At 53.0% G+C, this 23183-nt stretch carries 21 protein-coding genes and 1 pseudogene; 9 read left to right on the plus strand and 13 right to left on the minus strand.

Features of this window, described 5'->3' with window-relative positions; all coding sequences use genetic code 11:
• The first annotated feature begins 118 nt into the window (after positions 1 to 118).
• Together ppk1 and ACT3XD_RS13865 are read left to right on the plus strand one after the other, a co-directional pair.
• A complete protein-coding gene (ppk1, locus tag ACT3XD_RS13860; protein ID WP_192538510.1) occupies positions 119 to 2311 on the plus strand; it encodes a polyphosphate kinase 1 in 2193 nt (730 codons plus the stop codon).
• A gap of 372 nt (positions 2312 to 2683) precedes the next feature.
• Positions 2684 to 3622 (plus strand): LysR family transcriptional regulator, encoded by a 939-nt coding sequence (locus tag ACT3XD_RS13865; RefSeq protein WP_192538509.1) that lies wholly within the window; start codon positions 2684 to 2686, stop codon positions 3620 to 3622.
• On the opposite strand, the gene ACT3XD_RS13870 is transcribed toward ACT3XD_RS13865, so the two are convergent.
• Positions 3585 to 5186 carry an ATP-binding protein gene (locus ACT3XD_RS13870; RefSeq protein ID WP_192538508.1) on the minus strand — a complete coding sequence of 534 codons (1602 nt, stop codon included), beginning with the start codon at positions 5184 to 5186 and terminating at the stop codon, positions 3585 to 3587. The two genes, ACT3XD_RS13865 and ACT3XD_RS13870, sit on opposite strands and share 38 nt — an antisense overlap.
• A gap of 17 nt (positions 5187 to 5203) precedes the next feature.
• Positions 5204 to 5962, minus strand: a complete 759-nt coding sequence (locus tag ACT3XD_RS13875; protein ID WP_318782763.1) for a winged helix-turn-helix domain-containing protein — start codon at positions 5960 to 5962, stop codon at positions 5204 to 5206.
• 226 nt (positions 5963 to 6188) lie between these two features.
• On the opposite strand from ACT3XD_RS13875, the gene ACT3XD_RS13880 reads away from it, so the two are divergent.
• Entirely contained in the window at positions 6189 to 6317 is a 129-nt protein-coding gene (locus ACT3XD_RS13880) for a hypothetical protein (protein ID WP_018918827.1), read from the plus strand.
• 86 nt (positions 6318 to 6403) lie between these two features.
• Here the strand turns inward: ACT3XD_RS13880 and ACT3XD_RS13885 are convergent, their stop codons facing one another.
• From ACT3XD_RS13885 to ACT3XD_RS13910, 6 genes are all read right to left on the minus strand, one after another.
• Positions 6404 to 6583, minus strand: coding sequence for a PLDc N-terminal domain-containing protein (locus ACT3XD_RS13885; RefSeq protein ID WP_192538507.1), 180 nt, complete (start codon positions 6581 to 6583; stop codon positions 6404 to 6406).
• 72 nt (positions 6584 to 6655) lie between these two features.
• Positions 6656 to 7165 (minus strand): retropepsin-like aspartic protease family protein, encoded by a 510-nt coding sequence (locus ACT3XD_RS13890; protein WP_192538506.1) that lies wholly within the window; start codon positions 7163 to 7165, stop codon positions 6656 to 6658.
• A 29-nt stretch (positions 7166 to 7194) separates the two neighbouring features.
• A complete protein-coding gene (locus ACT3XD_RS13895; protein ID WP_192538505.1) occupies positions 7195 to 8541 on the minus strand; it encodes an MFS transporter in 1347 nt (448 codons plus the stop codon).
• Between the two features lie 93 nt (positions 8542 to 8634).
• On the minus strand, positions 8635 to 8799 hold the full coding sequence (locus ACT3XD_RS13900; protein WP_192538545.1) for a hypothetical protein: 165 nt from the start codon (positions 8797 to 8799) through the stop codon (positions 8635 to 8637).
• Between the two features lie 43 nt (positions 8800 to 8842).
• Positions 8843 to 10468 (minus strand): BCCT family transporter, encoded by a 1626-nt coding sequence (locus ACT3XD_RS13905; protein ID WP_192538504.1) that lies wholly within the window; start codon positions 10466 to 10468, stop codon positions 8843 to 8845.
• Between the two features lie 244 nt (positions 10469 to 10712).
• A complete protein-coding gene (locus tag ACT3XD_RS13910; protein ID WP_192538503.1) occupies positions 10713 to 11756 on the minus strand; it encodes a PDC sensor domain-containing protein in 1044 nt (347 codons plus the stop codon).
• A 149-nt stretch (positions 11757 to 11905) separates the two neighbouring features.
• Between ACT3XD_RS13910 and ACT3XD_RS13915 the strand changes: the two genes are divergently transcribed.
• The gene (locus ACT3XD_RS13915; protein WP_192538502.1) at positions 11906 to 12262 is read left to right on the plus strand and encodes a hypothetical protein; all 357 of its coding nucleotides are present in this window, start codon (positions 11906 to 11908) and stop codon (positions 12260 to 12262) included.
• 76 nt (positions 12263 to 12338) lie between these two features.
• Here ACT3XD_RS13915 and ACT3XD_RS13920 read toward each other — a convergent pair whose 3' ends face one another.
• From ACT3XD_RS13920 to trmB, 5 genes are all read right to left on the minus strand, one after another.
• Positions 12339 to 13232 (minus strand): AEC family transporter, encoded by an 894-nt coding sequence (locus ACT3XD_RS13920; protein WP_192538501.1) that lies wholly within the window; start codon positions 13230 to 13232, stop codon positions 12339 to 12341.
• A gap of 122 nt (positions 13233 to 13354) precedes the next feature.
• The gene (gene glnE, locus ACT3XD_RS13925; RefSeq protein WP_192538500.1) at positions 13355 to 16309 is read right to left on the minus strand and encodes a bifunctional [glutamate--ammonia ligase]-adenylyl-L-tyrosine phosphorylase/[glutamate--ammonia-ligase] adenylyltransferase; all 2955 of its coding nucleotides are present in this window, start codon (positions 16307 to 16309) and stop codon (positions 13355 to 13357) included.
• A 28-nt stretch (positions 16310 to 16337) separates the two neighbouring features.
• On the minus strand, positions 16338 to 16709 hold the full coding sequence (locus tag ACT3XD_RS13930) for a diacylglycerol kinase (protein ID WP_192538499.1): 372 nt from the start codon (positions 16707 to 16709) through the stop codon (positions 16338 to 16340).
• Between the two features lie 33 nt (positions 16710 to 16742).
• Positions 16743 to 18215, minus strand: a complete 1473-nt coding sequence (gene dacB / locus ACT3XD_RS13935) for a D-alanyl-D-alanine carboxypeptidase/D-alanyl-D-alanine endopeptidase (protein ID WP_192538498.1) — start codon at positions 18213 to 18215, stop codon at positions 16743 to 16745.
• A 49-nt stretch (positions 18216 to 18264) separates the two neighbouring features.
• A complete protein-coding gene (gene trmB, locus ACT3XD_RS13940; protein WP_192538541.1) occupies positions 18265 to 18930 on the minus strand; it encodes a tRNA (guanine(46)-N(7))-methyltransferase TrmB in 666 nt (221 codons plus the stop codon).
• A gap of 208 nt (positions 18931 to 19138) precedes the next feature.
• Between trmB and ACT3XD_RS13945 the strand changes: the two genes are divergently transcribed.
• The 5 genes and pseudogenes from ACT3XD_RS13945 to ACT3XD_RS13965 all read left to right on the plus strand — a co-directional run.
• Positions 19139 to 21022 carry a beta-ketoacyl synthase gene (locus tag ACT3XD_RS13945; RefSeq protein ID WP_192538540.1) on the plus strand — a complete coding sequence of 628 codons (1884 nt, stop codon included), beginning with the start codon at positions 19139 to 19141 and terminating at the stop codon, positions 21020 to 21022.
• Positions 21019 to 21513: a pantetheine-phosphate adenylyltransferase gene (coaD, locus tag ACT3XD_RS13950; protein ID WP_192538497.1), complete on the plus strand. Its 495-nt coding sequence runs from the start codon at positions 21019 to 21021 to the stop codon at positions 21511 to 21513. The genes ACT3XD_RS13945 and coaD overlap by 4 nt, the downstream gene beginning before the upstream one ends.
• 80 nt (positions 21514 to 21593) lie before the next feature.
• The gene (locus ACT3XD_RS13955) at positions 21594 to 21842 is read left to right on the plus strand and encodes a YfhL family 4Fe-4S dicluster ferredoxin (RefSeq protein ID WP_192538496.1); all 249 of its coding nucleotides are present in this window, start codon (positions 21594 to 21596) and stop codon (positions 21840 to 21842) included.
• 15 nt (positions 21843 to 21857) lie between these two features.
• Positions 21858 to 22031: pseudogene (locus ACT3XD_RS13960) on the plus strand (MATE family efflux transporter); the annotation flags it as partial.
• A gap of 72 nt (positions 22032 to 22103) precedes the next feature.
• Positions 22104 to 23183: hypothetical protein (locus ACT3XD_RS13965; RefSeq protein ID WP_192538495.1), on the plus strand; the 1080-nt coding region annotated here is incomplete at its 3' end.

The raw sequence follows: 23183 nt of genomic DNA on the forward strand, positions 1-23183 counted from the left end.
ATCCATGCTTAAGATGACAGATATATGACATCTATCTGTCATCTTTCTCCCGCATACTGCTTTAAATGATAGGTATCGCGCTATGCTAGCTTGAAGCCATTAATGCAGGGGAGCCATTATGGACGATCACGTTTCACCATCCACGACGCTATTACTCAACGAGTTACCGAACGTCGAAAGTGATGGTTCGCCGCTACGCGTTAATCGTACCCCCAACGGCGTGCATGCCAGAGAAGCCCTGAGTGAAACTGATTTAGACGACCCCCAGCTCTACTTTAATCGTGAATTGTCCCACCTTCAGTTTAATATCCGCGTCTTGGAACAAGCATTAGACGATGCGCACCCACTGCTTAATCGGCTGATGTTCCTGCTTATCTTCTCTTCCAACATGGATGAGTTTTTTGAAATTCGCGTGGCTGGCTTAAAACATCAAATGGCGCTGGGTGACGATACGACGGCGGCTGATGGGCGCCTGCCCAAAGCGGTGCTTGCGGAAATTTCAGAAATTGCCCATAAGCAAATCGCCCGCCAGTATCAGATTCTTAACGACACCCTGCTACCCGCACTTGAAAACCAGGGTCTGCGCTTTCGTCGTCGTGACCAGTGGACCGACGAACAAAAGCACTGGGTGCATGAGATGTTTAATAACGAGATCATGCCGGTCATCAGCCCGATTGGCCTTGACCCTTCGCACCCCTTCCCCCGGCTGGTGAACAAAAGCCTTAACTTTATTGTTGAGCTGGAAGGCAAAGACGCCTTTGGTCGGGCAGGCGGTATGGCCATTCTCCCGGCACCGCGCTCGCTCCCCAGGCTAATGGCGCTACCCAAGGAGCTGTGTGCCGAAGGTTTCTCTGAGTATATTTTCCTGTCATCCATGATTCACGCCCACGCTGAGGAGCTGTTCCCGGGCATGCGCGTACGCGGCTGCTATCAGTTTAGGCTGACCCGCAACGCCGACATGACTGTTGATCCGGAAGAGGTATCTGACTTGGCATCTGCGCTGCGCGGTGAGCTCTTGGCACGCCGCTATGGGCGAGGCGTGCGTTTGGAAGTCGCCGATAACTGCCCCGATGACCTTATCAACTTTTTACTGCGCCAGTTCGAGCTAGACCAAGACGATTTATACCGCGTTCAAGGGCCGGTGAACCTCACCCGCATGATGTCGGTGCTTGGGGATGTCGATCGTCCTGAGCTTGTTTATCGCCCCTATACGGCAAGCGTTCCCAAGACGCTGAAAGCGGGCAGCCTGTTTGAGGCAATCGCTAAAAACGATGTTTTGCTGCATCATCCGTTCCAGTCGTTCTCCCCGATTGAGGAGCTGCTGCGTGAGGCGGCCCGCGACCCCGATGTTCTGGCCATCAAACAGACGCTTTACCGCACCGGTGCTGAATCGTCTATCGTAAGTGCGCTTGTCGATGCGGCCAGTCAAGGCAAGGAAGTTACCGTAGTGATCGAGCTGCGCGCGCGCTTTGACGAAGCCGACAACCTGCAGCTGGCATCACGCCTGCAAGAAGCCGGGGCTATCGTGATTTACGGCATCATGGCGTATAAAACCCACGCCAAAATGCTGCATATCGTGCGTCGCGAAAAGGGTGAACTGCGCCACTACGCGCACCTGGGCACGGGCAACTATCACTCTAAAACCGCCAAACTTTATACTGATTACAGCCTACTGACCGCCAATAAAGCGCTGTGTGCCGACGTGCATAAAGTCTTTCAGCAGCTCTCGGGAATGGGCCGGGCGCGCAAAATTGATACGCTCTTGCATGCTCCCTTTACCCTACATGAGCGCTTGGTCGAAATGATTGACCGCGAAGCCCAGCTGGCGCTTAAGGGCAAACGTGGACATATCATTATCAAGTGCAACTCACTGACCGAGCCTAAGCTGATCAAGGCGCTTTATCGTGCCTCCCAGGCAGGTGTTGAGTGCGATTTAATCATTCGCGGCATGTGCTGCTTAAAGCCTAATTTGCCAGGCATTTCTGAAAATATCCGCGTTCGCTCGATTATTGGCCGTTTTTTAGAGCACACCCGGGTATTTTACTTCCATAACGAAGGAAAGTCGGAAATCTGGTGTTCAAGCGCTGACTTTATGTCGCGCAATATGTTTCACCGGGTTGAAACCTGCTTCCCGCTGCTGGATAAAAAGCTCGCCACCCGAGTGCGTAAAGACTTGGAAACCTACCTGGTCGATAACTGCCAGAGCTGGCTACTGCAAAGCGATGGCAGCTACCGTTTACAAGATCCTGGCAATGGCGATGCCATTAGCGCCCAGGAAACGCTGCTTTATGCCTACGCATCAAAAAGCTAGCTATTAAGGCTAAATATTAAAGCTAGGCAGCAAAGCTAGCCGCTAAAACTTGTCGTTAAAACTTGTCGTTAACCCTTTTAGGCGCCGCTGCTGATCAAGTAGCGGGGCTTTTTCTCTACGTTACTTTTTCTCTGAGTTACCTTGATAAATTCAAGATGCTAACCCGTGCGTGCCTACCTCCTCTCCTTCAGGCATCCTTCAAGTAAGTATTCAACGCGTTAACGGTCGGCTGGTCACCGATACGCACATAGCCGAGAATATGAGAAACTGTCATGATGAAACCTTTTAACGTGAATAATTTCACGCAGCCTGACCAAGGCCCAACGATGAATCCAACCGACGTTTTAATAAACAACGTAAAAGTTGACCACCATGATTGAGCTGCGCCATTTACGTACCTTACTCGCCCTACGTGAAACGGGCTCATTGGTTGAGGCGGCTGAACGCGTCCATCTTACTCAGTCAGCCCTTTCGCATCAGTTAAAAGACCTGGAAGGCCGGGTTAATAGCCCCCTATTTGTGCGCAAAACGCGTCCCGTCGAGTTTACCCGTGCGGGTTTACGGCTACTAACCCTAGCCGACCAGATACTACCCGAAGTGCGTAAAGCCGAGCGTGATGTAGCGCGACTGGCGGGAACCGAGCAGGGTCGGCTGCATATGGCAATCGAATGCCATAGCTGCTTTCAGTGGCTGATGCCGACCGTAGATTACTTTCGCGACCACTGGCCGGAAATCGAAATTGATATTCCCAGCGGCCACCACTTTGACCCGCTGCCGGCTCTGGCCCGCGAGCAGCTGGATTTAGTCATAACTGCCGACCCGCAGCCGCTAGATGGCGTTCACTATGCGCCCTTGTTTCGATACGAAGGGTTACTTGCAGTGGCACGCCAGCACGACTACGCCGACCGAGCCTTTATTGAGCCACAGGCACTGGCCAACCAAACGCTGATTACCTATCCCGTTGAGCAGGCCCGCCTGGATGTATTTAGCCAGTTTCTAGACCCGGCCAATGTGCGTCCTCAGGAGATCCGCACGGCTGAGCTAACCATTATGATGATGCAGCTGGTAGCTAGTGGGCGTGGCGTATGTGCACTGCCTAACTGGGCGCTGACGGAATATCTGGAGCGGGATTACGTCAAGGCCGTCAAGCTAGGGGAGCAAGGTATCTGGAGTACGTTGTACGCCGCCGTTCGCGAAGAGACGCTTGAGGCTCCCTGGATGCAAGATTTTCTGCGTACCGCCCGGGAAACATCGTTTGCCGTGCTTTCAGGCATTAAGCCAGCGACTCACGACGAGGAACCAGCAACGTAAAGCGAGCGCCGCCGAGCGTGGGGCTAGTGTCGACGGTAACGCTGCCCCCATGGCCTGCCATAATTTTCTGCACGATGGAAAGCCCCAAACCGTAGCCCCCCAGGCTTCGCGCACGGCTATCGTCCAAACGAGTAAACGGTTTAAATATATCAGTGCGAGCCTCTGCGGGTATTCCAGGGCCATCATCCTCGACATCAATACGCACTAGCTGTGCTTCGCTCCAGAGCCGAATGGTGATGTGTTTTTTTCCATAGCGACAGGCGTTGCTCACCAGGTTCTGCAGTGCCCGCTGTAAATAGCGCGGCTCGGCCAAAAGCTCAATATCCGCACCGTCGGTCAATTCAATGGTTAGCCCTTCATGTAGCGGCGCCAACGTATCGATCACTCGCTCGGCCATGGCGCGGCAGTCTACCAGCGCCATCTCAAGCTCAGCGCCATTCACCGTTTCGCCCCCTAAACGCGCATAGGTAAGAATTTCATCAACGAGCTCATCAAGCTCTGCAATATCGGCATCAATACCCTGTAACTGACGTCTAATCGCGGGCTGGTCGGTCATATCCTCCACCATCTGCACGGCAAACCGAATACGTGCCACCGGTGTGCGTAATTCGTGGGAAACGGCGCGGATCATCTCTTGCTGGCCACGCAGCAGAGTTTGCACCTGGCTTGCCATACCGTTAAAGGCCATGCCCAAGCGGCCCAAGGAATCGTCACTTTCCACTTTCACACGGGTCTCAAGCCTGCCGCTGGCAATGCGGGTAGCGGCAAGCTCCAGGCGCGCCATTCTCGTCTCGATACGACGCATAATCAGATAGATAATGAGGCACAACACGGCCATGGCACCGAGTAACAGCGGTAGCTGTAAATTCATCGGTAGCGTATCGCCGCGCGTAATAGGCCCAGCCAACAGCCATGAGCTTGAATTAGGCAATTGATAAAGCAGACTAATGGAGAGCTTTTCAGAGGATAACAGGGTCAGTACGTTACCCAATGCCAGCTGGCCTTGCTGCTTAGGGGTTAAATTATCTGGCAAGGTCTGCAGCAGAGACAGCGGCCAACTGCCGGAGCGTAGTGCTGCCAGGGCAGCTTCATGCTCTTCATACGGCAATGTTGCTAGCCATTCGCCTAACAGCAACATGCTGCCTTGCCACTGGCGCTCGCTCCAAACGGGCAAGGACGCTTCCAGCAGCCATTCATCACCAGTGCCTGGCACGCGTTGACGCAGACGCCATGGGTCATCGGTCACCAATACGCTACCGCGCTTAATACGCTTACTGGCAAAGTAGCCAAGCTTCACTTCGTCAATACGCCGCAGAGTAAGCTGCATACCGAGGTGCTCGGTAAAACGGCTCAGCAGCAAGCTGCGCTCATCCTCGCTAACCTCGCCAAGCTGGTGGGTCATTAACGACATGGGCAGTGCCACAAGCTGTTCGCGATAATCTTCTCGGCGCACTTGTTCAATAAATGAACGACCGCCCAGTGCGATTAGCAATACGACACATAGCGCCAGGCCCAGCAGTATATAAAATTTAAAAAACGAGCTATGGCTAAACAACTGGCGCATAAAACGTGCCCTTTATATTAGCTATCCTTCACAAAAAGATAGCCTTTGCTGCGTACCGTTTTTATGCGGTGTGGCTGGTTAGGGTCATCGCCCACTTTAGGCCGGATACGCGATACACGCACATCAATAGAACGGTCCTGCCCATCGTATTTAATACCGCGTAAATCGTTAAAGATCTCTTCGCGGGTTAATACCCGGCCTGCATTACGCGCTAACAGCCATAGAAGATCAAATTCAGCGCTGGTCAGGTCAATACGCTCACCGCCCAGCCACGCTTCACGCGTCGCATTGTCAATCTCCAGGTTATCAAAGCGTAGGCGCATTTCACCATTGGGCGCGGGGCCATCGGCGCGGCGCAGCAACGCGCGCATGCGGGCAAGCAGTACACGAGGCTGAACGGGCTTGGGCACATAGTCGTCAGCCCCCATTTCTAAGCCAAGTATCTGGTCAAGATCATCGGTGCGCGCCGTCAGCATCATGATGGGACCTGCAAAATTAGGCCGTACCCGACGACAGATTGACAGGCCATCTTCACCCGGCAGCATCAGATCCAAAATAACCAAATCCGGCTGAAGGGTAAGAATGCGGTCCATTCCCTTCGCCCCATCGGCCTCTAGAGTAACCTGAAAGCCATTAGCTTCCAGATAATCCCGAGTGAGTTCTGCCAAACGCTTGTCATCTTCAATGATCAGAATATGATCCTGATCAGGATATTCAGGCATTACGGTTTCTTGTGACCCAAGCGCCTGAAATTGCTCTTCTAAGTGGTTTACCATCTTATCCATCACTCCGCTTAGGCAGTTTATAATCCATTCGCTTACCCGCTATCGCATTGGCGACCGTCATCTACTTATAGAATACCTTAAAACCCAGGAAGCACCCGCCCTTAACGTTACATGCTATTAGTTATGCTCAGTCGCTCTTTGCCTCGCTTGATTCTTCCAACACGGAGGACTAATGTAACAAAACAAACTGTCGACAGCCTGACAGGAGGAGTGAGCAATGACCGACGACAAAGCGAAAAGCGTTATCAAGCGTGTTTATGTCCCAACCCAGGTGCGTGACTTGCCCAACGGGGAAAAACTAAAAATCCCCGGTCACTATAAAGCACCCCCAAGTCGGGAAAAATAGCGTTCAAAATTGCATTTTAATAAAAAAGGCAGGCGCAAGGCCTGCCTTTTTTAATGTAAATTACCGTGTAACAAAGCTTAATGCCGCTAACCTTTGGGCCCAAACAATAGCCATACAATCAAGCCTACCAGAGGAAAGACCAGCAGCCCCAAAATCCACAGCAGTTTTGCCAATCCACTTGCGGAACTTTTGGCGACTTTGACAATGGCCCAAACCAAAATAATGAGCCAAATTAACCCTAATAATCCACCGACTTCGATACCCATAGCAACTCCTTAGCCTGTTGGCGTCCATGAGCTTTTAGCTAAGCACATCAACGCCATATACACAAGCATCGGTTACGAATCGGGCAGACTCAAGACCATCTCACCGCTACGTATTTCAATATTCAAAAGGTGCAAAAAGCTCATCCCCAACAGCACCGTATCGTGTTCCATCCCCGGGCTAATAGAACCCGGCACATTGCTGATCTTGATCCCACCCAGCATGACTTCATCCAACTGTGTAAGATTCCCCTGTACTCGACCATTGGCGGTATTGAACCAAGCCGTGCGCCCCCGGTTAAGTCCTAACTGCGCCGCCAATTCATCTGAAACGGCTACATAGGTTGCGCCAGTATCGAGTAAAAAGGTCACCGGCTCACCGTTAATCTCGCCAGGCGCTTCAAAATGCCCGGAGCGGTTACGCTTTAAGGTAACGGGGCCACCCTCAGACAAGGTCTGCGCAATATGCGCATTAGGGTTGAGTATTTGCTCCATCCCCCCATCAAGCCACCACGTCCCCAACCCGATTAACAGTACCCAGAAAAGCAGCATCATCACGATGCCGCCACGCTGTCTTGTTTGCATGAGCAGCCCCCTCGCTTTCGTTTCGACGTTTAAGCGTTTTCCCAAGCGATAGCGGCGTCACGCCCTCGGCGCTCGTTAACCTTCGCACAAATCAGCATCGCTATAACAAACAGGCCAACACATAAAAGAATAGACGCCTGCAGGCCAATAATAGTTTGCAGCACCCCCAGCATCACGATCCCCAAAACGCCCGCTAATTTATTAGCCAGCCCCCAGAAACCAAAAAACTCGGCCGATTTTTCAAGTGGTGAAAACACGCCCACCAAGGCCCGGCTCGCCGATTGGCTGGAACCCAGGCTAAGACCCGCCAAACAGCCCACGGCCAGAAACACGTGCTGGGCTTGCCACTGCCAGCCAAAGCGCGCATTTAACCAGGCGGTAATTTCAGGCGTTGCCCAAATAGCAATAATCGCCACCACCCACAGCCCCAGCGTCATTTGATAAGTATGCTTGGCGCCTAAACGATCTTGAAGCCAGCCAAATCCTAATGCCCCTGCGGCTGCCGTTACCTGAACGATGATAAACATGATATTACGTATATTTTCATCCCAACCGATTACCTGGGCACCATAAATAAACGCAAAAGCAATAATGATGTATACCCCCGCCATAGAGAACAGCAGCGAGATCAAAAACACCGTTAAGTCTTTAAAATAGCGCAATTCTCGCATGGTGGAGCGGACGCGTTGGTGTGCAATGCGCCAATACGCAACGCCCGAAGGCTGCGGTGTACCGCGCTCTTTTAGCCATAAAAACGTGGGGATAGCGGTAATCAGAAAAAAGCCTGCGGCAAAGGGTCCGACCCAGCGTATACGCTCAAAGTTATCTGCCGTTGCCTCACCTAACACCACCAAGGTAAAACCTGCCGCAAACAGCCCGCCAATATACCCAAGCGACCAGCCAAACCCTGAAATTTTACCCAGCTTTTCAGGTGGGCCAAGCTCGGGTAAAAAAGCGGCAATAAAGGATTCACCCATGGAGTAAGCGTAGTTGGAGAGCACTATCAGGATAAGTCCCATCACCACATAGCCCGGCTCCACAAAGTAGAGCATTGCAGTAGTGGCTACCGTAGCCAAATAGCTAAACAGTAAAAAGCGCTTTTTTTCAGCCCGGTAATCCATCACCGCCCCACATAGCGGGGCTGTTACCACTACCATCAGATAGCTGATCGCAAGCGCCAGACTCCATAGAAAATTGGCCAGCCGAAACCCATCGCCCCGGTCACCTACGATCACGGTGGTAAACAGCTCGCCAAACACGACCGTAATAATCAGCAGGGTGTACGCCTGGTTCGCAAAATCAAACATCGCCCAACCGAAAATTTCGCGGCGTGAGGCATAAGAAGCATCGCCCTTAACAGGCTTATTTAGCACCATGAGGAGTTCTCTTAAGAGGTCAAAAAGAGACGACGAAAGCAAACGCCCGGCGTATATAGCCGGGCGCTTTCTTCAGCGTTACAACAGGTTGGCCTACAAAAGCCAATGTGCCAACACGGCAGATAAACCGATCACCAACGCCGTTACCACAGCGACCGTTACTACCCGATCCAGCCAGCGGTCTAACCAACGGTCAACCGAGACCTTCTTGGACTGGCGCCGCGTAGCACCGTGCCGTCCTTGCCGAGCCATCAGCATCCTCGCTCCATGTGTCTGCTCCTGAAGGCCTAATTACGTTCATCTAACTATTAATGCGTCGATTAATAACGTTAGGAGCACGGCGTAGCCGCTCCTCTTCACCCATCTGCTCAGCCTCAAAGGCATCAGCACCTACGGGCGTTTCGCCGTGACGACGATAAAGCTGCGTCAGCATGGCCTTACGATCAGCACGCAGCTCACGCACCAGCACAATAACCATCATATACAGAATAAAGGTAAACGGTAGTGCCGAAAGTACCGCCGCCGATTGAAGCCCTGAAAGGCCGCCTGCCACAATCAGTGTTAAGCAAATTGCGGCGATCAATACACCCCAGATAATGCGCTTATAAAGCGGAGGATTAATCGAGCCATTATCGGTCATTTGCGCCACGATATAAGAGGCCGAGTCCGCCGATGTCACCAGAAAAATGAAGATAAGCATCATGGCAACCACAGACAGCACGCCGGAAAATGGCATCAGGTCAAACATCGCAAATAGCGCTACCGTAATATTGTCCTGAGTAGCAGCCGCCAACCCAATATTATCTCCATTAAGCTCCATGTTAAGCGCCGCGCCACCAAACACTCCAATCCACAGGCAGGCCAGCAGCGGCGGCACTAACAGTACGCCGAACACATACTCTTTAATGGTGCGTCCACGTGATACACGAGCAATGAATGTGCCGACAAACGGTGACCAGGCAATTACCCAGGCCCAATAGAAAATCGTCCAGCTACTCGCCCACTCATTTTCACTGTAGGGCGAAATACGCAGGCTCATACCGATGAAATTCTGCAGATAATCGCCAATGCCTAAAGTGATGGTTTCCAGGATGGCAATCGTAGGGCCGGTCACCAGCACATAGAGCATCAATCCAATACATAGCGCCATGTTTAGATTTGAAAGGCGCTTAATGCCTTTATCAAGCCCTGACCAGGTCGATGCCATATACGCACAGAACATCACAAATAAAATAATAAATTGCCAAAACCCGTTTTCAGGCAGGCCAAAGACGGCATTCAAACCGCCATTCATTTGTAATACCCCAAGACCTAGCGAGGTTGCCACCCCCATGACGGTGGCGACCACGGCGAAGACATCCAGCCACGCGGCATAAGGGCGTAACCGAGGCTTTTTTGCCGTTACTGATGAAAGCACCGACGATACAAGCCCCGCCTGGCCTTTACGAAACTGAAAGTAAGCGATGATTAAGCCAACGACTGAAAACGCGGCCCACTGGTGAATGCCCCAGTTAAAATAGCTGTATTGAATCGCGTAGCGTGCTGCCGCTTGCGTTTCAGCGGTCACATCGCCGTAAGGCGGCTCTATATAGTGCGTCATGGGCTCAGCCATGCCATAAAACACTAGTCCCACGCCAAATCCAGCGGCCAGCAACATGCTGATCCATGAAAAGAAACTATAGTTTGGCGTGCTATCTTGAGGGCCTAAGCGAACTTTTCCATATTTGCTGAACGCCAAGCCAAATAAAAATACTACAAAGCCAAAAACCGAGAACAGATAAAACCAGCCAAACAGTCGAGTGATCGTACTTAATGCCGCTTCAGCAACACTTGCGAAACCTTCTGGAAAAGTGGCCCCTACCACTACCAAGCCGAAAATGATCACTGTCGATGCAATAAACACCGACTTTCCTCCATGATTTGCCATACCCTCTCCCTTTGAAGCCTTATATCTTAAATTGAACACATACTTGTATAACCCTATCGGCTTAACAACACTTATGTACAGCTTTCGTTTATTTAAGATGCCAATGCTTAATAGCGTTTGGCTATGCAGTTGGCTTAAACCGTGTAGGGCGTAAACCATACCTGCCTAGACATACATGAGAGCGGCCCTGCGCATCCGCTGCACCAAAACGGTGACAGCGTACTCGCACGCTACCATTTTAGTGCTAAGCGCTGCGCTGTGCTTGAGCATCCTCAAGGCGATATTCGACAACCCCCAACCAGCCTAATCCGCGATAGGTTTCATACCCTGGCGTTTCAGAAAAGCTGATCAAACGGCCCTCATCCTGATAGTAACCGCGTACTTCATTGTTGCGCTGTAACGGATAGTGGTTGCCCACTGTATCTTGCTGAGTATCCGCGATAATCCGATAATTTGAATCTAAGAGCATGATGCGGCTCAATGCACGCTCTTCTTGCGTCAAGCCCACGCCCTCGACCACTGCTTTTGCCTGGGGCGCCCAGTCGAAGAAAATTCCTAAGACGCCGGTCACAGCGCCGTTACTTTGGCCTCCCTTCCTTATGGCCGTGGCATACGTGGCGACCGATGCACCATCCAGTAAAGAGTTTCGTTCTACATCACTCACTACAAAAGCGTCACCGTCAGTAGTTTTTATAGCTCGCTTGAACCAAGCGGTATCTGCCACATTCTTGCCTTTAACGCCCGGATAATGATCAGGTCGGCCATTAGTGATGATATTCCCCTCTGCATCGGCGACCCATAAGTCAAGATAGACCGTGTACGAGCGCAAAATAGTGGCCAGACGCACGCTTGCGTAGTCACAGCACACTGTCGTGGGCGTCTCAACGGCTTCAACCACCGCGCTGTCCGTTGCCCACCAGCGCACGTCACATGAACGCTCAAATAAATTACGATCAATAATCTCGACGGCATTCAGCGCGATATCGGTGAATCGCTGTCCACGAAACTCATTCACCATAGTAGTGCCTGCGGTTTCGATACTTTCAGTGTGTTGTTCCACCTGCTGCCGAAAATCGCGGGCAATTTCATTAATGCCCCCGGATACGCGCCCCATTTCCTGCGCCACTACTGAAAATGCGGCACCACTGCTTCCCGCCCGTGCCGCCTCAATACGCGCATTCAAGGCTAGTATTTCGGTTTGCTGCATGATTTTTTCGATCATGCCGATCTTTTCCCGCGTAATGGTGGCGATATCGTAAGCAATTTTTAAGACGTTGTTATCTTGCATGAGCGTTCCTTTTGTTAGGCGTTTCAAGGGCAACCCAACTTCCCCAATAGTTACAAAGCAAGATATGCGCCAGCTCTCAGTGAACTTGCCTGGTTAACGACGTTCCAATAACTGTGTTCCAATAGGGACAAACGACGATGGAGGCTCTTATGCCACAGATGAATCGCGACCAACGCAATACCGCCTGGCAGGCTGCCCACCAGTGGCGCGCCCGCGCTGCACAGTCACAACCGACCGGGCTGATGGGCAGCTTGAAGCTACTTTTAACGTGGCTGGCATTTGGTGTATTGATGGTGGTTGGCGTAGTGTTCGGCCTGTTTTTCCTTTTGATTGGCTGGGCCATGATGCCGTTTGTACGCCACAAAATGAAAAAGCGCATGGAGCAGATGCGTGCAGATCAAGCGCAGGATATTGGCGGGGGTTATGCCGAACCTCAATCACGCCAAGGCCCGCAGGATGCCTTAGAAGGTAGTTTTGAAGTAAAAGAGCAAGCACCCCGCGATTAAGGCTGCGTATTTTTAGTGTTTTAGCCTGCTATTTTTACATTACCTGTCTGTTACTTACATGACTGATGCGCCGCTTTTAAAGCGGCGCATACACCCATGTAAACGCAGCCGCTAAAATGAGCGGCATTACGATCAGGCTACCCAAGTTACCAATCAACACCAGCGAGGCGACTTTCTGCGGCGCAAGCTTAAACTGCTCGGCGACCAGGTAATTCAATACCGCCGGCGGTAACGCAGAAAAAACCAGCAGTACCGCAGTTTGTAGAGGATCCAGGGGCAATAACCACATTAATGGCAGGGCAATGATCAATCCTGAAAGCGGGCACAGTACCGCCCCCAGCAGCCCCGTTCGCCAATCGCTAAAGTCAACTTCAAGTAGCCGCACGCCCAGGGCAAACAGCATTAAAGGAATGCTTACCCCGCCCAGCATATGCATGGCTTCCAGTAGCCACCCCGGCAGCGGCACGCCGCTCATATTGATTAAAAGCCCAGCCAGACTAGCCGCCACAATCGGCATACGCAGAATATGCCACATCGAGGTGCGCGGATTTATCATGTAAAGGCCTACCGAAAAGTGCAGCACCATTTCCACGATAAAGATCACCACCGCCGCAGGTAAAGCCGCCTCACCAAAGGCCAGTACCAGTAACGGCACCCCCATATTGCCCGTGTTATTGAACATCATGGGTGGCAAAAAGGTTTTTATATCCAACTTTAGCCAAGCCGCCAACGGCCAAAGTATCAGCCCCGACCCCAATACAACGGCGGCAGCGGCGAAAGCAAGCCATGCGTAATCGGCAAGCGGCGCCTGGCGGTCTGCCAACACCGCAAACACTAACAGTGGAACGAACAGCTCCATATTCAGAGTATTCAGGCTGCGAATATCGGGTGTCCGAAAGCGCCCGTAAGCTGCCCCACAGCCTGAAATCAAAAACACCGGTAGCAGTGTCGCTAGAATATGCGCTGTCATGCGCGCCACCTTAATCCACGCCTGTGCATTGCCCTGCCTCATTGTTTTTATTGATCATGCTGTTATTACGTACTCTGTATTGATCACGCCGTTATTGATCTCGTTACTGGCTATGCGTAATGCTAAGGCTCCAGAAAGCGCTGCCATAACGCGTTGACTGCCGTGCGATGCTCTTTAAAATCGTCGGCCTTGCCAATCGCTTTTTCACCGGTAAGGGCCGCGCGGTGGGTACGGCTGCGATAGGCCAGATAGGCGTCTTTTAACTGCTCGGCTTCCTGTAAGGGTAAGTGTTCACTTTCAGCCAACGTTTCTAAAATGCGAATATTATCGCTGTAGGTCAGCAGCGCAGGCGTTTGGTTAGCAAGTGCTAACACCGTGTATTGGCAAAGAAACTCAATATCGACCATGCCGCCCGCGTCGTGCTTGAGATTAAAACCGCTGCTTTGGGCTTTACTGCTAAGGTGGTCGCGCATCTTATGGCGCATCTTGACAACATCGTCGCGTAAGGCGTGGATTTCACGTTTACGGCTCAATATATCGCCGCGCACCTGATCAAATCGCTTGGCGAGCAAACTGCTACCGGCAACTACCCGTGCGCGCACCAATGCCTGATGCTCCCAGGTCCAGGCATTCTGCTGCTGATAATCGGCGAAGGCATCAAGCGAAGTCACCAATAACCCCGCATTGCCCGAGGGGCGTAAACGCATATCCACTTCATACAGGCTACCCGCTGGCGTTACGGCGGTTAGCAGATGAATAATTCGCTGGCCCAGCCGGGTGAAAAACAGCGGCGTTTCAATGGGGCGTGGGCCGTCTGTGGAACCTTTACCATCGCTGTCATGGAGAAAAACCAGATCCAGATCAGAGCCATACCCAAGCTCAATCCCACCTAGTTTACCGTACCCGATCACTAAAAAAGCCGGCTCGTTGAGGTCTAATCCCTCCGGTACGCCGTGTTTACGAGTCACGTGCTTCCAGGCCATCACCAACACGGCGTCCAGGATTACTTCTGCGATATAGGTTAAGTAATCGCTTACTTTCATTAGATGACGCGTGCCGGCAACATCTGAGGCGGCAACATGCAGCATTTGGGCATGTTTAAACACACGTAGTGCCTCTAACTGCGCCTCCTCATCGTCTTCGGGCAGCCGATTGAGCGTTTGGCGCAGCTCATCGGCTAAGCGCGTTTTATCGGCGGGGGTATACAGGGTTTCAGGGGTTAAAAGTTCATCGAGCAGAATAGGATAGCGAGCCAGCTGTGTGGCAATCCAGGGGCTTGCCGCGCACAGGTGCATCAAATGCTCAAGCGCGTGGGGGTTTTCACGCAGCAGTGCCAGATAAGCGGTACGTCGCAGTACTGATTCAATCAGTGGCTGCACGCGAGAAAGCGCGGTATCCGGCGTATCGTTTTCAGCCACGGCCGCCAGCAGAAGCGGCATAAGCGCATCAAGGCGCTCAAAACCGATCCGCTGCATACTTTGCACCTGACGCGATTGGTATAAACTCTGCAGACGCTTAAGCACCTTCTCCGGCTCGATAAACCCCGCACTGCTTAAATAGGCAACGGCCTCATCCTGCTCCAGCTCATTGCGCCAGATTAACCGCCATTGCGCTGGTGTCTGGTGGCTATCGTCGTTGGCGTCCTGAGCATTTTCTTCGGGGTCGGCGATCACCGCATCAAAATGCTGGCGCACGCGCTCACGTACCTTATCAATCTGCTCGATCAGTTGCGCCCAGCTGGCATAGCCCATAGCAAAGGCGACACGGGCCTGATCAGACTCATCGGTAGGCAGCATTTGCGTCTGACGATCTTCAAGGGCCTGGATTACATGCTCGATATCACGCAGAAAAGCGTAGTCAGGCAGCAGCTCATCGACTACCGCCTGAGGCAGCAGGCCCAGTTCCGGCAGGCGCGTTAAGGCCGTGTGTAATGAGGTCACCTGTAGTTCGGTATCACGACCGCCACGAATCAGCTGGAATGCCTGAACCACGAACTCCACTTCGCGAATACCGCCAGGGCCGAGCTTGATATTGCTCTGCATGCCCTTGCGCTTCACTTCGCGGTTAATCATGGCTTTTAACTCACGTAGCGACTCGATAGCGCCAAAATCAAGGTAGCGCCGATACACAAACGGGCGCAGGCTTGCCAATAGCCCAAAGCCTGCGTCTATATCGCCGGCTACCGGGCGGGCCTTGAGCATGGCGTAGCGTTCCCACTCGCGCCCCTGATCCTGGTAATAGCTTGAAAGCATGGCAAAGCTGCCCACCAATGGGCCACCATCGCCGAGCGGGCGTAAGCGCATATCCACCCGAAATACGAAGCCATCGGCCGTCATCGCGTCCAGGGCGGCAATCAGCTTTTGCCCCAGCTTGGTGAAATACTCCTGATGCTCTAGCGGATTACGCCCGCCCTGCGTGTCGCCTTTTTCCGGAAACGCAAAAATCAGGTCGATATCGGACGAGAGATTCAGCTCGCCCGCGCCCAGTTTGCCCATACCCAGCACGACTAAGCGTTGGGGCGCGCCATCGGCACGCGCAGCGGGCAATCCCCAACGAGGGGCGTAAAACGCTTCAAGCCAGCCTAGTGCCGCCTCCAGACAAATTTCGGCGAGCTGGGAAACCGCCTGTGCGGTGTCCCACATGGTGTAACCATCAGGACGGTTCAAGTCCCGCCACACGATTCCCAACATGCGGGCGCGCCTAAAACGGCGCAATGCGCGCTGCAGCGCCGTTTCATCTTCAGCGCTTTCCAGGGTACTTTGCAGCCACTGCTGCTGGTCATCGCGGGTAGGGGCGGCCTCAAGTTCGCCGGTCGCGTCGAGCTCACCTAGCCACTGGGGGTAGCGCGTAAGCGTATCCAGCGCAAAGGTGGATACGCTCAGCACTTTTGCCAGCGCCTCACGACGCGACGGAGATAGCTCCTCCCAACGCGCTGAGGGCCGTGGCTGCTTGGTCATGGAGGCAACATTGTCAGCTTGACTAAGCGCATCATTAAGCCGTTGGCCCGCCCTTTGTGCCACGTGCTGAAGTGTTTCAGGCAGGTTTTCCAAAGGTAAAAACTTATCGTTTAGTTGCATAACCACCTCACTGCCAAGCGCTGAAACGCTAGCCGAAGAATTTTTGCCAGCCCAAGAGTCCCCAGGTAAACCCGGCGATGATCAGCGACAGCATCACGGCTGCCGAACCGATATCCTTTGCGCGTCCGGAAAGCTCATGATGCTCCGTACCGATGCGATCGACGACGTTTTCGATCGCACTATTCAAAAGCTCGACAATCAGTACTAAAAACAGGCTGCCGACCAACAAAAGCCAGCTGATCGAATCATTACTGATCCACCAGGCAAACGGTAGCATCACCGCAGCAATGCCGACCTCCTGGCGAAAGGCGGCTTCGTTTCGAAATGCGGCTTTTAAACCTTTCCACGAGTAACGCGTTGAGTGCACCAAATGGGTTAAACCGGTATGCCCTGGTTTCATGCAGGTTGCCTCACCTTTTAAGCGTAGCGGAAATTAATTAGCCAAAATCATCGTATCTAAATCGACTGATAACGGATCAAGCACTTCAGACCAGCTTATATAAGGTGTATTACTGTTACCGTTCACAAATACGCTAAACACGCCCCACCGCCCCGACGCCGTACGAAAGTAGCCTGCCGCGGCGCGTACCGCAAAGGGCTGGTTCAACGTACCGGTTTTCAGCATCACGTTATTTTGAAACGTGGAGGAGCCGCGGCGAATAAACCGCATCACGCCGTTCGCGGGCGATTGAAACGCAGCCACAAAGCTTGGAAATAGCGAACTTTGCCGATACATATCCTCCAGCATGACGTTAACCCCGTGAGCCGAGGTACGGTTTTCGGTGGTCAACCCGCTGCCGCTATACAGCGTTAACGGCCCGTGCCCCGGCAGTTGCTGGGCATAGGCTTCAATGGCTGAACCTGCCTGACGCAGCTGGGCCTGAGGAGTTTCCACCAGGTTTAAAGCCAGCACATCGGCCATGTAGTTATTGGAATAGTTCATGGTGCGCAGCAGAAGCTCTTGTAACGGCTGACTATCCACGGCGGCTAGGCGTGCCGCGCTGCTCAAAGGCTGTGTTGACGTAACACGCCATGGGTCTCTTACGTGGATACCCGCCTGATTGAGCATGCCTAAAAGTATCTGCGCGGTCTCTTCAGCGGCATCGCCCGCGCCCCGATAAACATCCTGGGCCCTCGCATTGGTCGAAATCTGCCCGGTCAAACGCATTACATCGCCACGCTCATCGGTCACGCGCACGGCGCTGATTTCAGTCCCGCTATTGGCAGGGCGGGTAATCACCTGGTTATCGATATCAATAAGCGGCAGTTGGCTATCGCAAAGCGCCGTGCGTGCCGGCTCCCCTGGAATAGAAGAAGGCGCTACGTTGACGCACCAGCTACCAAAATTAACCCCTGCCGAGGTTAGCGGCGCGCTGTAAGCATTGGTTACCCGGGAAAGCGCATTGCAGCGGTCATTGGTAATGCAGTTAACCGGGCCAAAGCGCCACTGGCTTACTACCAGCGCACCGTCGACTTCATTGACCCCCGCCATTTGTAAACGCTGCACTAATCGCCATAGGTTTTCCGTAGTCAGCCCAGGATCACCACCACCGTCAAACACCAGGTCACCACGCAGAATGCCGTTATCGATGATGCCGCTGCTGACCAGTTGGCTGGTAAAGCGATGCTGCGGGCCAAAGCGGTTTAACAACGCTGCAGCCATATAAGCTTTAGTGACCGACGCCGGGGACATTTGGCGCTCAGGATTAATGCTGCCCAAAAGGGCGGGCATATTGGTATCCAGCAGACGCGCCTCGGCACTAATTGAAAAGCCTTTTTCCTGTAACTGGCTCAACCGGCTAAAATCGGCCAATGCCGAAGTGCTGACCGCGAAAGTGGCGGCGGCCACGCTGGCGATTAATGAACAACGCCATTGGCGCGCTGCTGCTTTAAAGAAGTACGTCACTTTTACCTGCCTCAATGTACATTCATTTTGGAAAACACGTGCAGCATGATTACTTCCGCTCCAGCTCGACCTGCAACCGCCAGAGCGTTTGCCCGCTTTGATCGTACTTGGCTTCAAACGGGGTTAAGTATTCACCGTCAGGCGTCCATATGCCCACCTCGGCCTGTCGTCCGGTAACTTGCGCGACCGCCAAAGCGAACTCCTCGACATAAAGCTGCCAGTTAGAGCGCAGCTCAAGGCACCCGCCCAGCGCCAACAGTGTGGGTAAAACCGGATGCCCATGCCAGCGCATCTTTAGGTGTGCTGCCTTGGGGTATGGGTTGGGATACAGCAAATAGTGGCGTTCAGGTGCCCAGTGCGCCTGCTTCGCCAACCTCCACAAATCAACCAGATCCGCGCGTACCAACAGCGCGTTATCCGGCAGTGCGCCGTGATCACGCCCCAGGCGATCTTCACTGCGATCGATTCCTATTACTGCGCAGTCAGGGAACTGCAAGGCAAGCTTTCTTGTCGAAACCCCAACGCCACAGCCTGAATCAAGGATGAGTGGAGCATTACAAGCCTGGTACCAGTGATTAGCCTGCTCAAATGCCTGCTGAGTATGATCAGCAATAGGCTTGCGCAACGGATGAGCCAACGCCCGGTCCACCTGGCGTGCTAAATCATGATGAGGGCCTGGCTGATTAGTGGTAACGGATCGAGAAGTGTACTGCATGCCATCCTCGGCTTGAAAAGAGGCGATTCTATCAGTCTCCGGCGCTTGCAGCATGACGGCGTTAGTCACCCGGTGCTATGATCACGCCCGAGATATTTATTAAGCTCAGTGACAGCGTAAGATTTGCCCTGTTGTTGACAATAATTGTTATTTAAAACCACCGCACCACGAGGAACCCGGCTTGTCACACTTACCGGTGATTGTCGGCATGGGCGGCATCAATCCCGCCGGCAGAAGCTCGGGCCATCAGGCCTTCCGCCGCACCGTGCTTGATGCCCTTCCCGCTGACCAGCAGCGCCAGACGCTTGAGGGCCTTGCAGCCCTGATGCAGCTTGTCGAGCACTCTGAAAAAGGGTGGCACGACCGTGTAGGACAGCCCATAGACTCGCCTGCCCAGTCGCTGCGCGAACAGGTGTTGAACCACACGCTGATTCGCCGTAACGAGGACCCCAAATTCCTCGCGCCTGGGCTGCCCGCAAATCGTCAAGCCAGTCTTCAGCTAGCCGAGCCGTTGCGCTTTACACTGCGCCGCCGCCAGTTGCCGGAAAACCTACCGGAAACCTGGCAGGTCCGGGATCTGAGTGCCCGTGAAGTAGAAGTCATCGTGCCGGCAGGCGTGCTTGAAACGCTGCTACCTGACGCCCAGACGCCCAAAGTGCACGCTGCAGCTCAGTTGCCTAGCGGCTTTGACCCCGCCAGTCTTTATCGTAGCGTGCACCACCCACGCGGGCTGTCGATGGCCATTTTTGGCGCCAGCGACTGCCTAGGGGCCAGCGGTTTCTCCTGGGAAACGCTGCGCCAAACACTGAATCCAGACCATATTGCCGTTTATGCAGGCAACTCCATCGGTCAATTGGACGATGCTGGCTGGGGCGGCTTGATGAAGAGTCTGGTGAGCGGTCAGCGTGCCACCTCCAAGCAAATGCCGCTAGGTTACGGGCAGATGCCCGCCGACTTTTTGAATGCCTATGTATTGGGTAGCGTTGGCGGCACCGGCGCCGTACTAGGTGCCTGCGCAAGCTTTCTATACAACCTGCGTTTGGGTATCGAAGATATTCGTGCAGGACGGCGTAAAGTGGTGATGGTGGGCACGGCCGACGCTCCGATTACGCCTGAAATCATTGAAGGCTTCCGCGCCATGGGCGCCTTGGCTGACGATGCGAGTTTAAAAGCTCTGGATGCGCTTGAACTGCTGACCGACGCCGACTATCAGCGCGCCAGTCGACCCTTTGCGCGCAACTGCGGCTTTACCATGGGTGAAGCTAGCCAGTTTGTGCTGCTGATGGATGATGCGCTGGCGCTTGAAGTAGGCGCAGACATTCTCGGAGCAGTACCGGAAGTATTCGTGAATGCCGATGGCTTCAAGCGCTCTATTTCAGCGCCGGGCATCGGCAACTACATCACGCTGGGCAAGGCCGCAGCACTGGTGCGCAATATGCTGGGCGAAAAAGCGCTGCAAGAGCGCAGTTTCATGCACGCACATGGAACGAGCACCCCTAAAAATCGTACGACTGAATCCCATGTGCTGCATGAAATCGCCCGCGCCAATGGTATTAGCGAGTGGCCGGTAGTAGCGATTAAGTCATTTATCGGCCACTCTCAGGGGTCAGCGGGGGGTGATCAACTGGTGAGCGCGCTGGGCAGCTTCGCCCACGGGTTACTGCCCGGTATTCCCACTCTGGACGAGGTGGCCGACGACGTGTATGCCGAGCGGCTACGCTTCTCCCAAACGCCCATAGCCTTTAAAGCGGATGCCGCCTTTATTAACGCCAAAGGCTTTGGCGGTAATAACGCAACCGGCGTTGTGCTTTCCCCCGGCGTTACCGAGCGCTTGCTGCTTCAGCGTCATGGCGCCGCCGCGATTAGTGCCTGGAAGGGGCGCCGCGAGACCGTGCGCGCCCAAGCGGCCGCGTATCTTGCCCAGGCGGATGCCGGCCATTACGCGCCACGTTATCAATTTGGCGAAGCGGTGCTCGAAGGCCCCGAACTGGATATTCACGCGGACCGTATTCATATCCCGGGCTATGCTCAAGCGGTATCGCTGGCAAGCGATAATCCTTTTGGCCGAATTGACGAAGAGGATTCGGAATGAGCGAGCAGCGCTTTAACATTGCCGTTTATCCAGGCACCTTCGACCCGATCACCAACGGTCACTTCGACCTTATCGAACGTGGCGCCAGGATGTTCGATAAGATAATCATTGCCGTGGCGGCAAGCCCTGGCAAACGACCCAGTCTCGATCTTGACACTCGGATTGCTCTGGTCAACGCTACCTGCGCCACGCTTGGCAATGTTGAAGTCGTGGGCTTTTCCAACCTGCTGACCCGCTTTATGCATGAACAGGGCGCAACCATCATGCTGCGTGGCCTGCGTGCGGTGTCCGATTTTGAGTATGAGCTACAGCTTGCCAATATGAACCGGGCGCAAAACCCCGAGCTTGAAAGCGTATTTCTCACTCCAGCGGTGGAAAACTCGTATATTTCTTCCACCATTGTGCGTGAAATCGCCAAGCTGGGCGGCGATATTTCACCGTTAGTTCCTTCCCAGGTCGCAGAAGCATTGCGTAAGCACTACAATACGTAACCACCAACATTGTTGAGTAAAACACTCGGGTATAGCGTTTAGCGACGCCTGGGTGTGCCAGCCATTCGCGAGGTATGCCCATGGCCCTGATGATCACCGATGAATGCATTAATTGCGACGTCTGCGAGCCCGAGTGCCCGAACGATGCGATCTCTCCCGGCGAGGAGATTTACATCATCGACCCAAACTTGTGCACCGAGTGCGTTGGCCACTTTGACGAACCCCAGTGCCAGCAGGTTTGCCCGGTAGACTGTATTCCGCTTGACCCCGCGCGCTCTGAAACGCAGCAGCAGCTTTTGGAAAAGTACCGCATTATTACTGCTGCTTAACGTTTGTCGTCTCGCGTGCGTATATGGGCCATCGCCTGGCCAATTATCCTTTCCAATATTACCGTTCCGCTTCTCGGGCTGGTCGATACTGCTGTGGTCGGGCACCTGCCCGACTCACGATATCTGGCCGCCGTGACGCTAGGCGCTACCCTATTCAGCTTTCTATATTGGGGTTTTGGCTTTCTACGCACACACTAATGTAAACAGTATGGACACTCACACTAATGCTGAGTAGAATATTGACATTAGTGGAGTATTGTTATGGCATTTCAGCTAAATTCGAAAGCAAAGATAGTAGATATAAAACGCTTTTATAGAGTTGAGGGAAGACTGATAAAATCATCAGACTCAAATGAATTCTATATTGAGTGGGGTAACTACAATCTGGATTGGAATCCCCAGTCTAAGAGGTTTGAATCAACCCCCGATCTAATGCTGGAGGATTTTCCAGTAATCTACCAATCTGACGGCACTCCTTGGGATCTAGGCAACCTCTACTTATATTGGTGGTGGAACAATAACGCAGACTATAACGCCAAGAGCATCTCTACCATTAAGAGGAAGGCGAAACACCTTCTCCACTATCTTCAATGGCTAGAAGATAGCCAATCCTTGGAAAGACCATACCATGTCTTTTATGCCCCGAAAGGCTTGAGACCACGACAACGTGTTACCTACCAGTACAAGCGATATTTGCAGTCCTTGTACTTGGATAACACTAACGCTCTATCCGTAGTTAAAGGCAAAGCAGCTGAAGTTGCTCAGTTCTATATGTTCCTGAATCAATATAACTTACAGCCACCTGACATGCCAAAGATTGAAGGGCATTTCTACAGGATCAAACAAGCCAAAAGATTTACCCCTAGAGGAACGGCGCACCAAATTGTCTATACGGACATTCATATCACTGAGTCGATGCTAAAAGAGAATGACAGCGAAACAATTGGAGGAGAAGACGGTAAAGTTAGACCCCTATCAACCAAAGAAAAAGATTGGGTGCTAGAGGGACTTGAGACACTAGGCGACAGGCAAATGCAACTCATACATTGGCTTGGACTCTACAGTGGGGCCAGGAAGCAAACCATCTGCACTCTCACCGTAGATTCCATAAAAGAGGCTTACATCGCCTATCAAGGATCAGCAGAAGCACGAGTAAAAGTAGGTCCAGGCACAGGAATAGACACGAAAAATAATGTGAATTACGTCTTACGAATTCCATTTGGACTTGTGAAGGCTGTTTACAACTGGATCGTGCGCTCTCCTATCTATAAGGAAAGGCGTGCCATCAGCTTCTATGGAGAATCTGATCAGAACTATTGCTTCCTAACTAAGAACGGAAAC

This window comes from Halomonas sp. AOP7-B1-5, assembly GCF_052353045.1.
Lineage (GTDB): Bacteria > Pseudomonadota > Gammaproteobacteria > Pseudomonadales > Halomonadaceae > Vreelandella > Vreelandella colorata.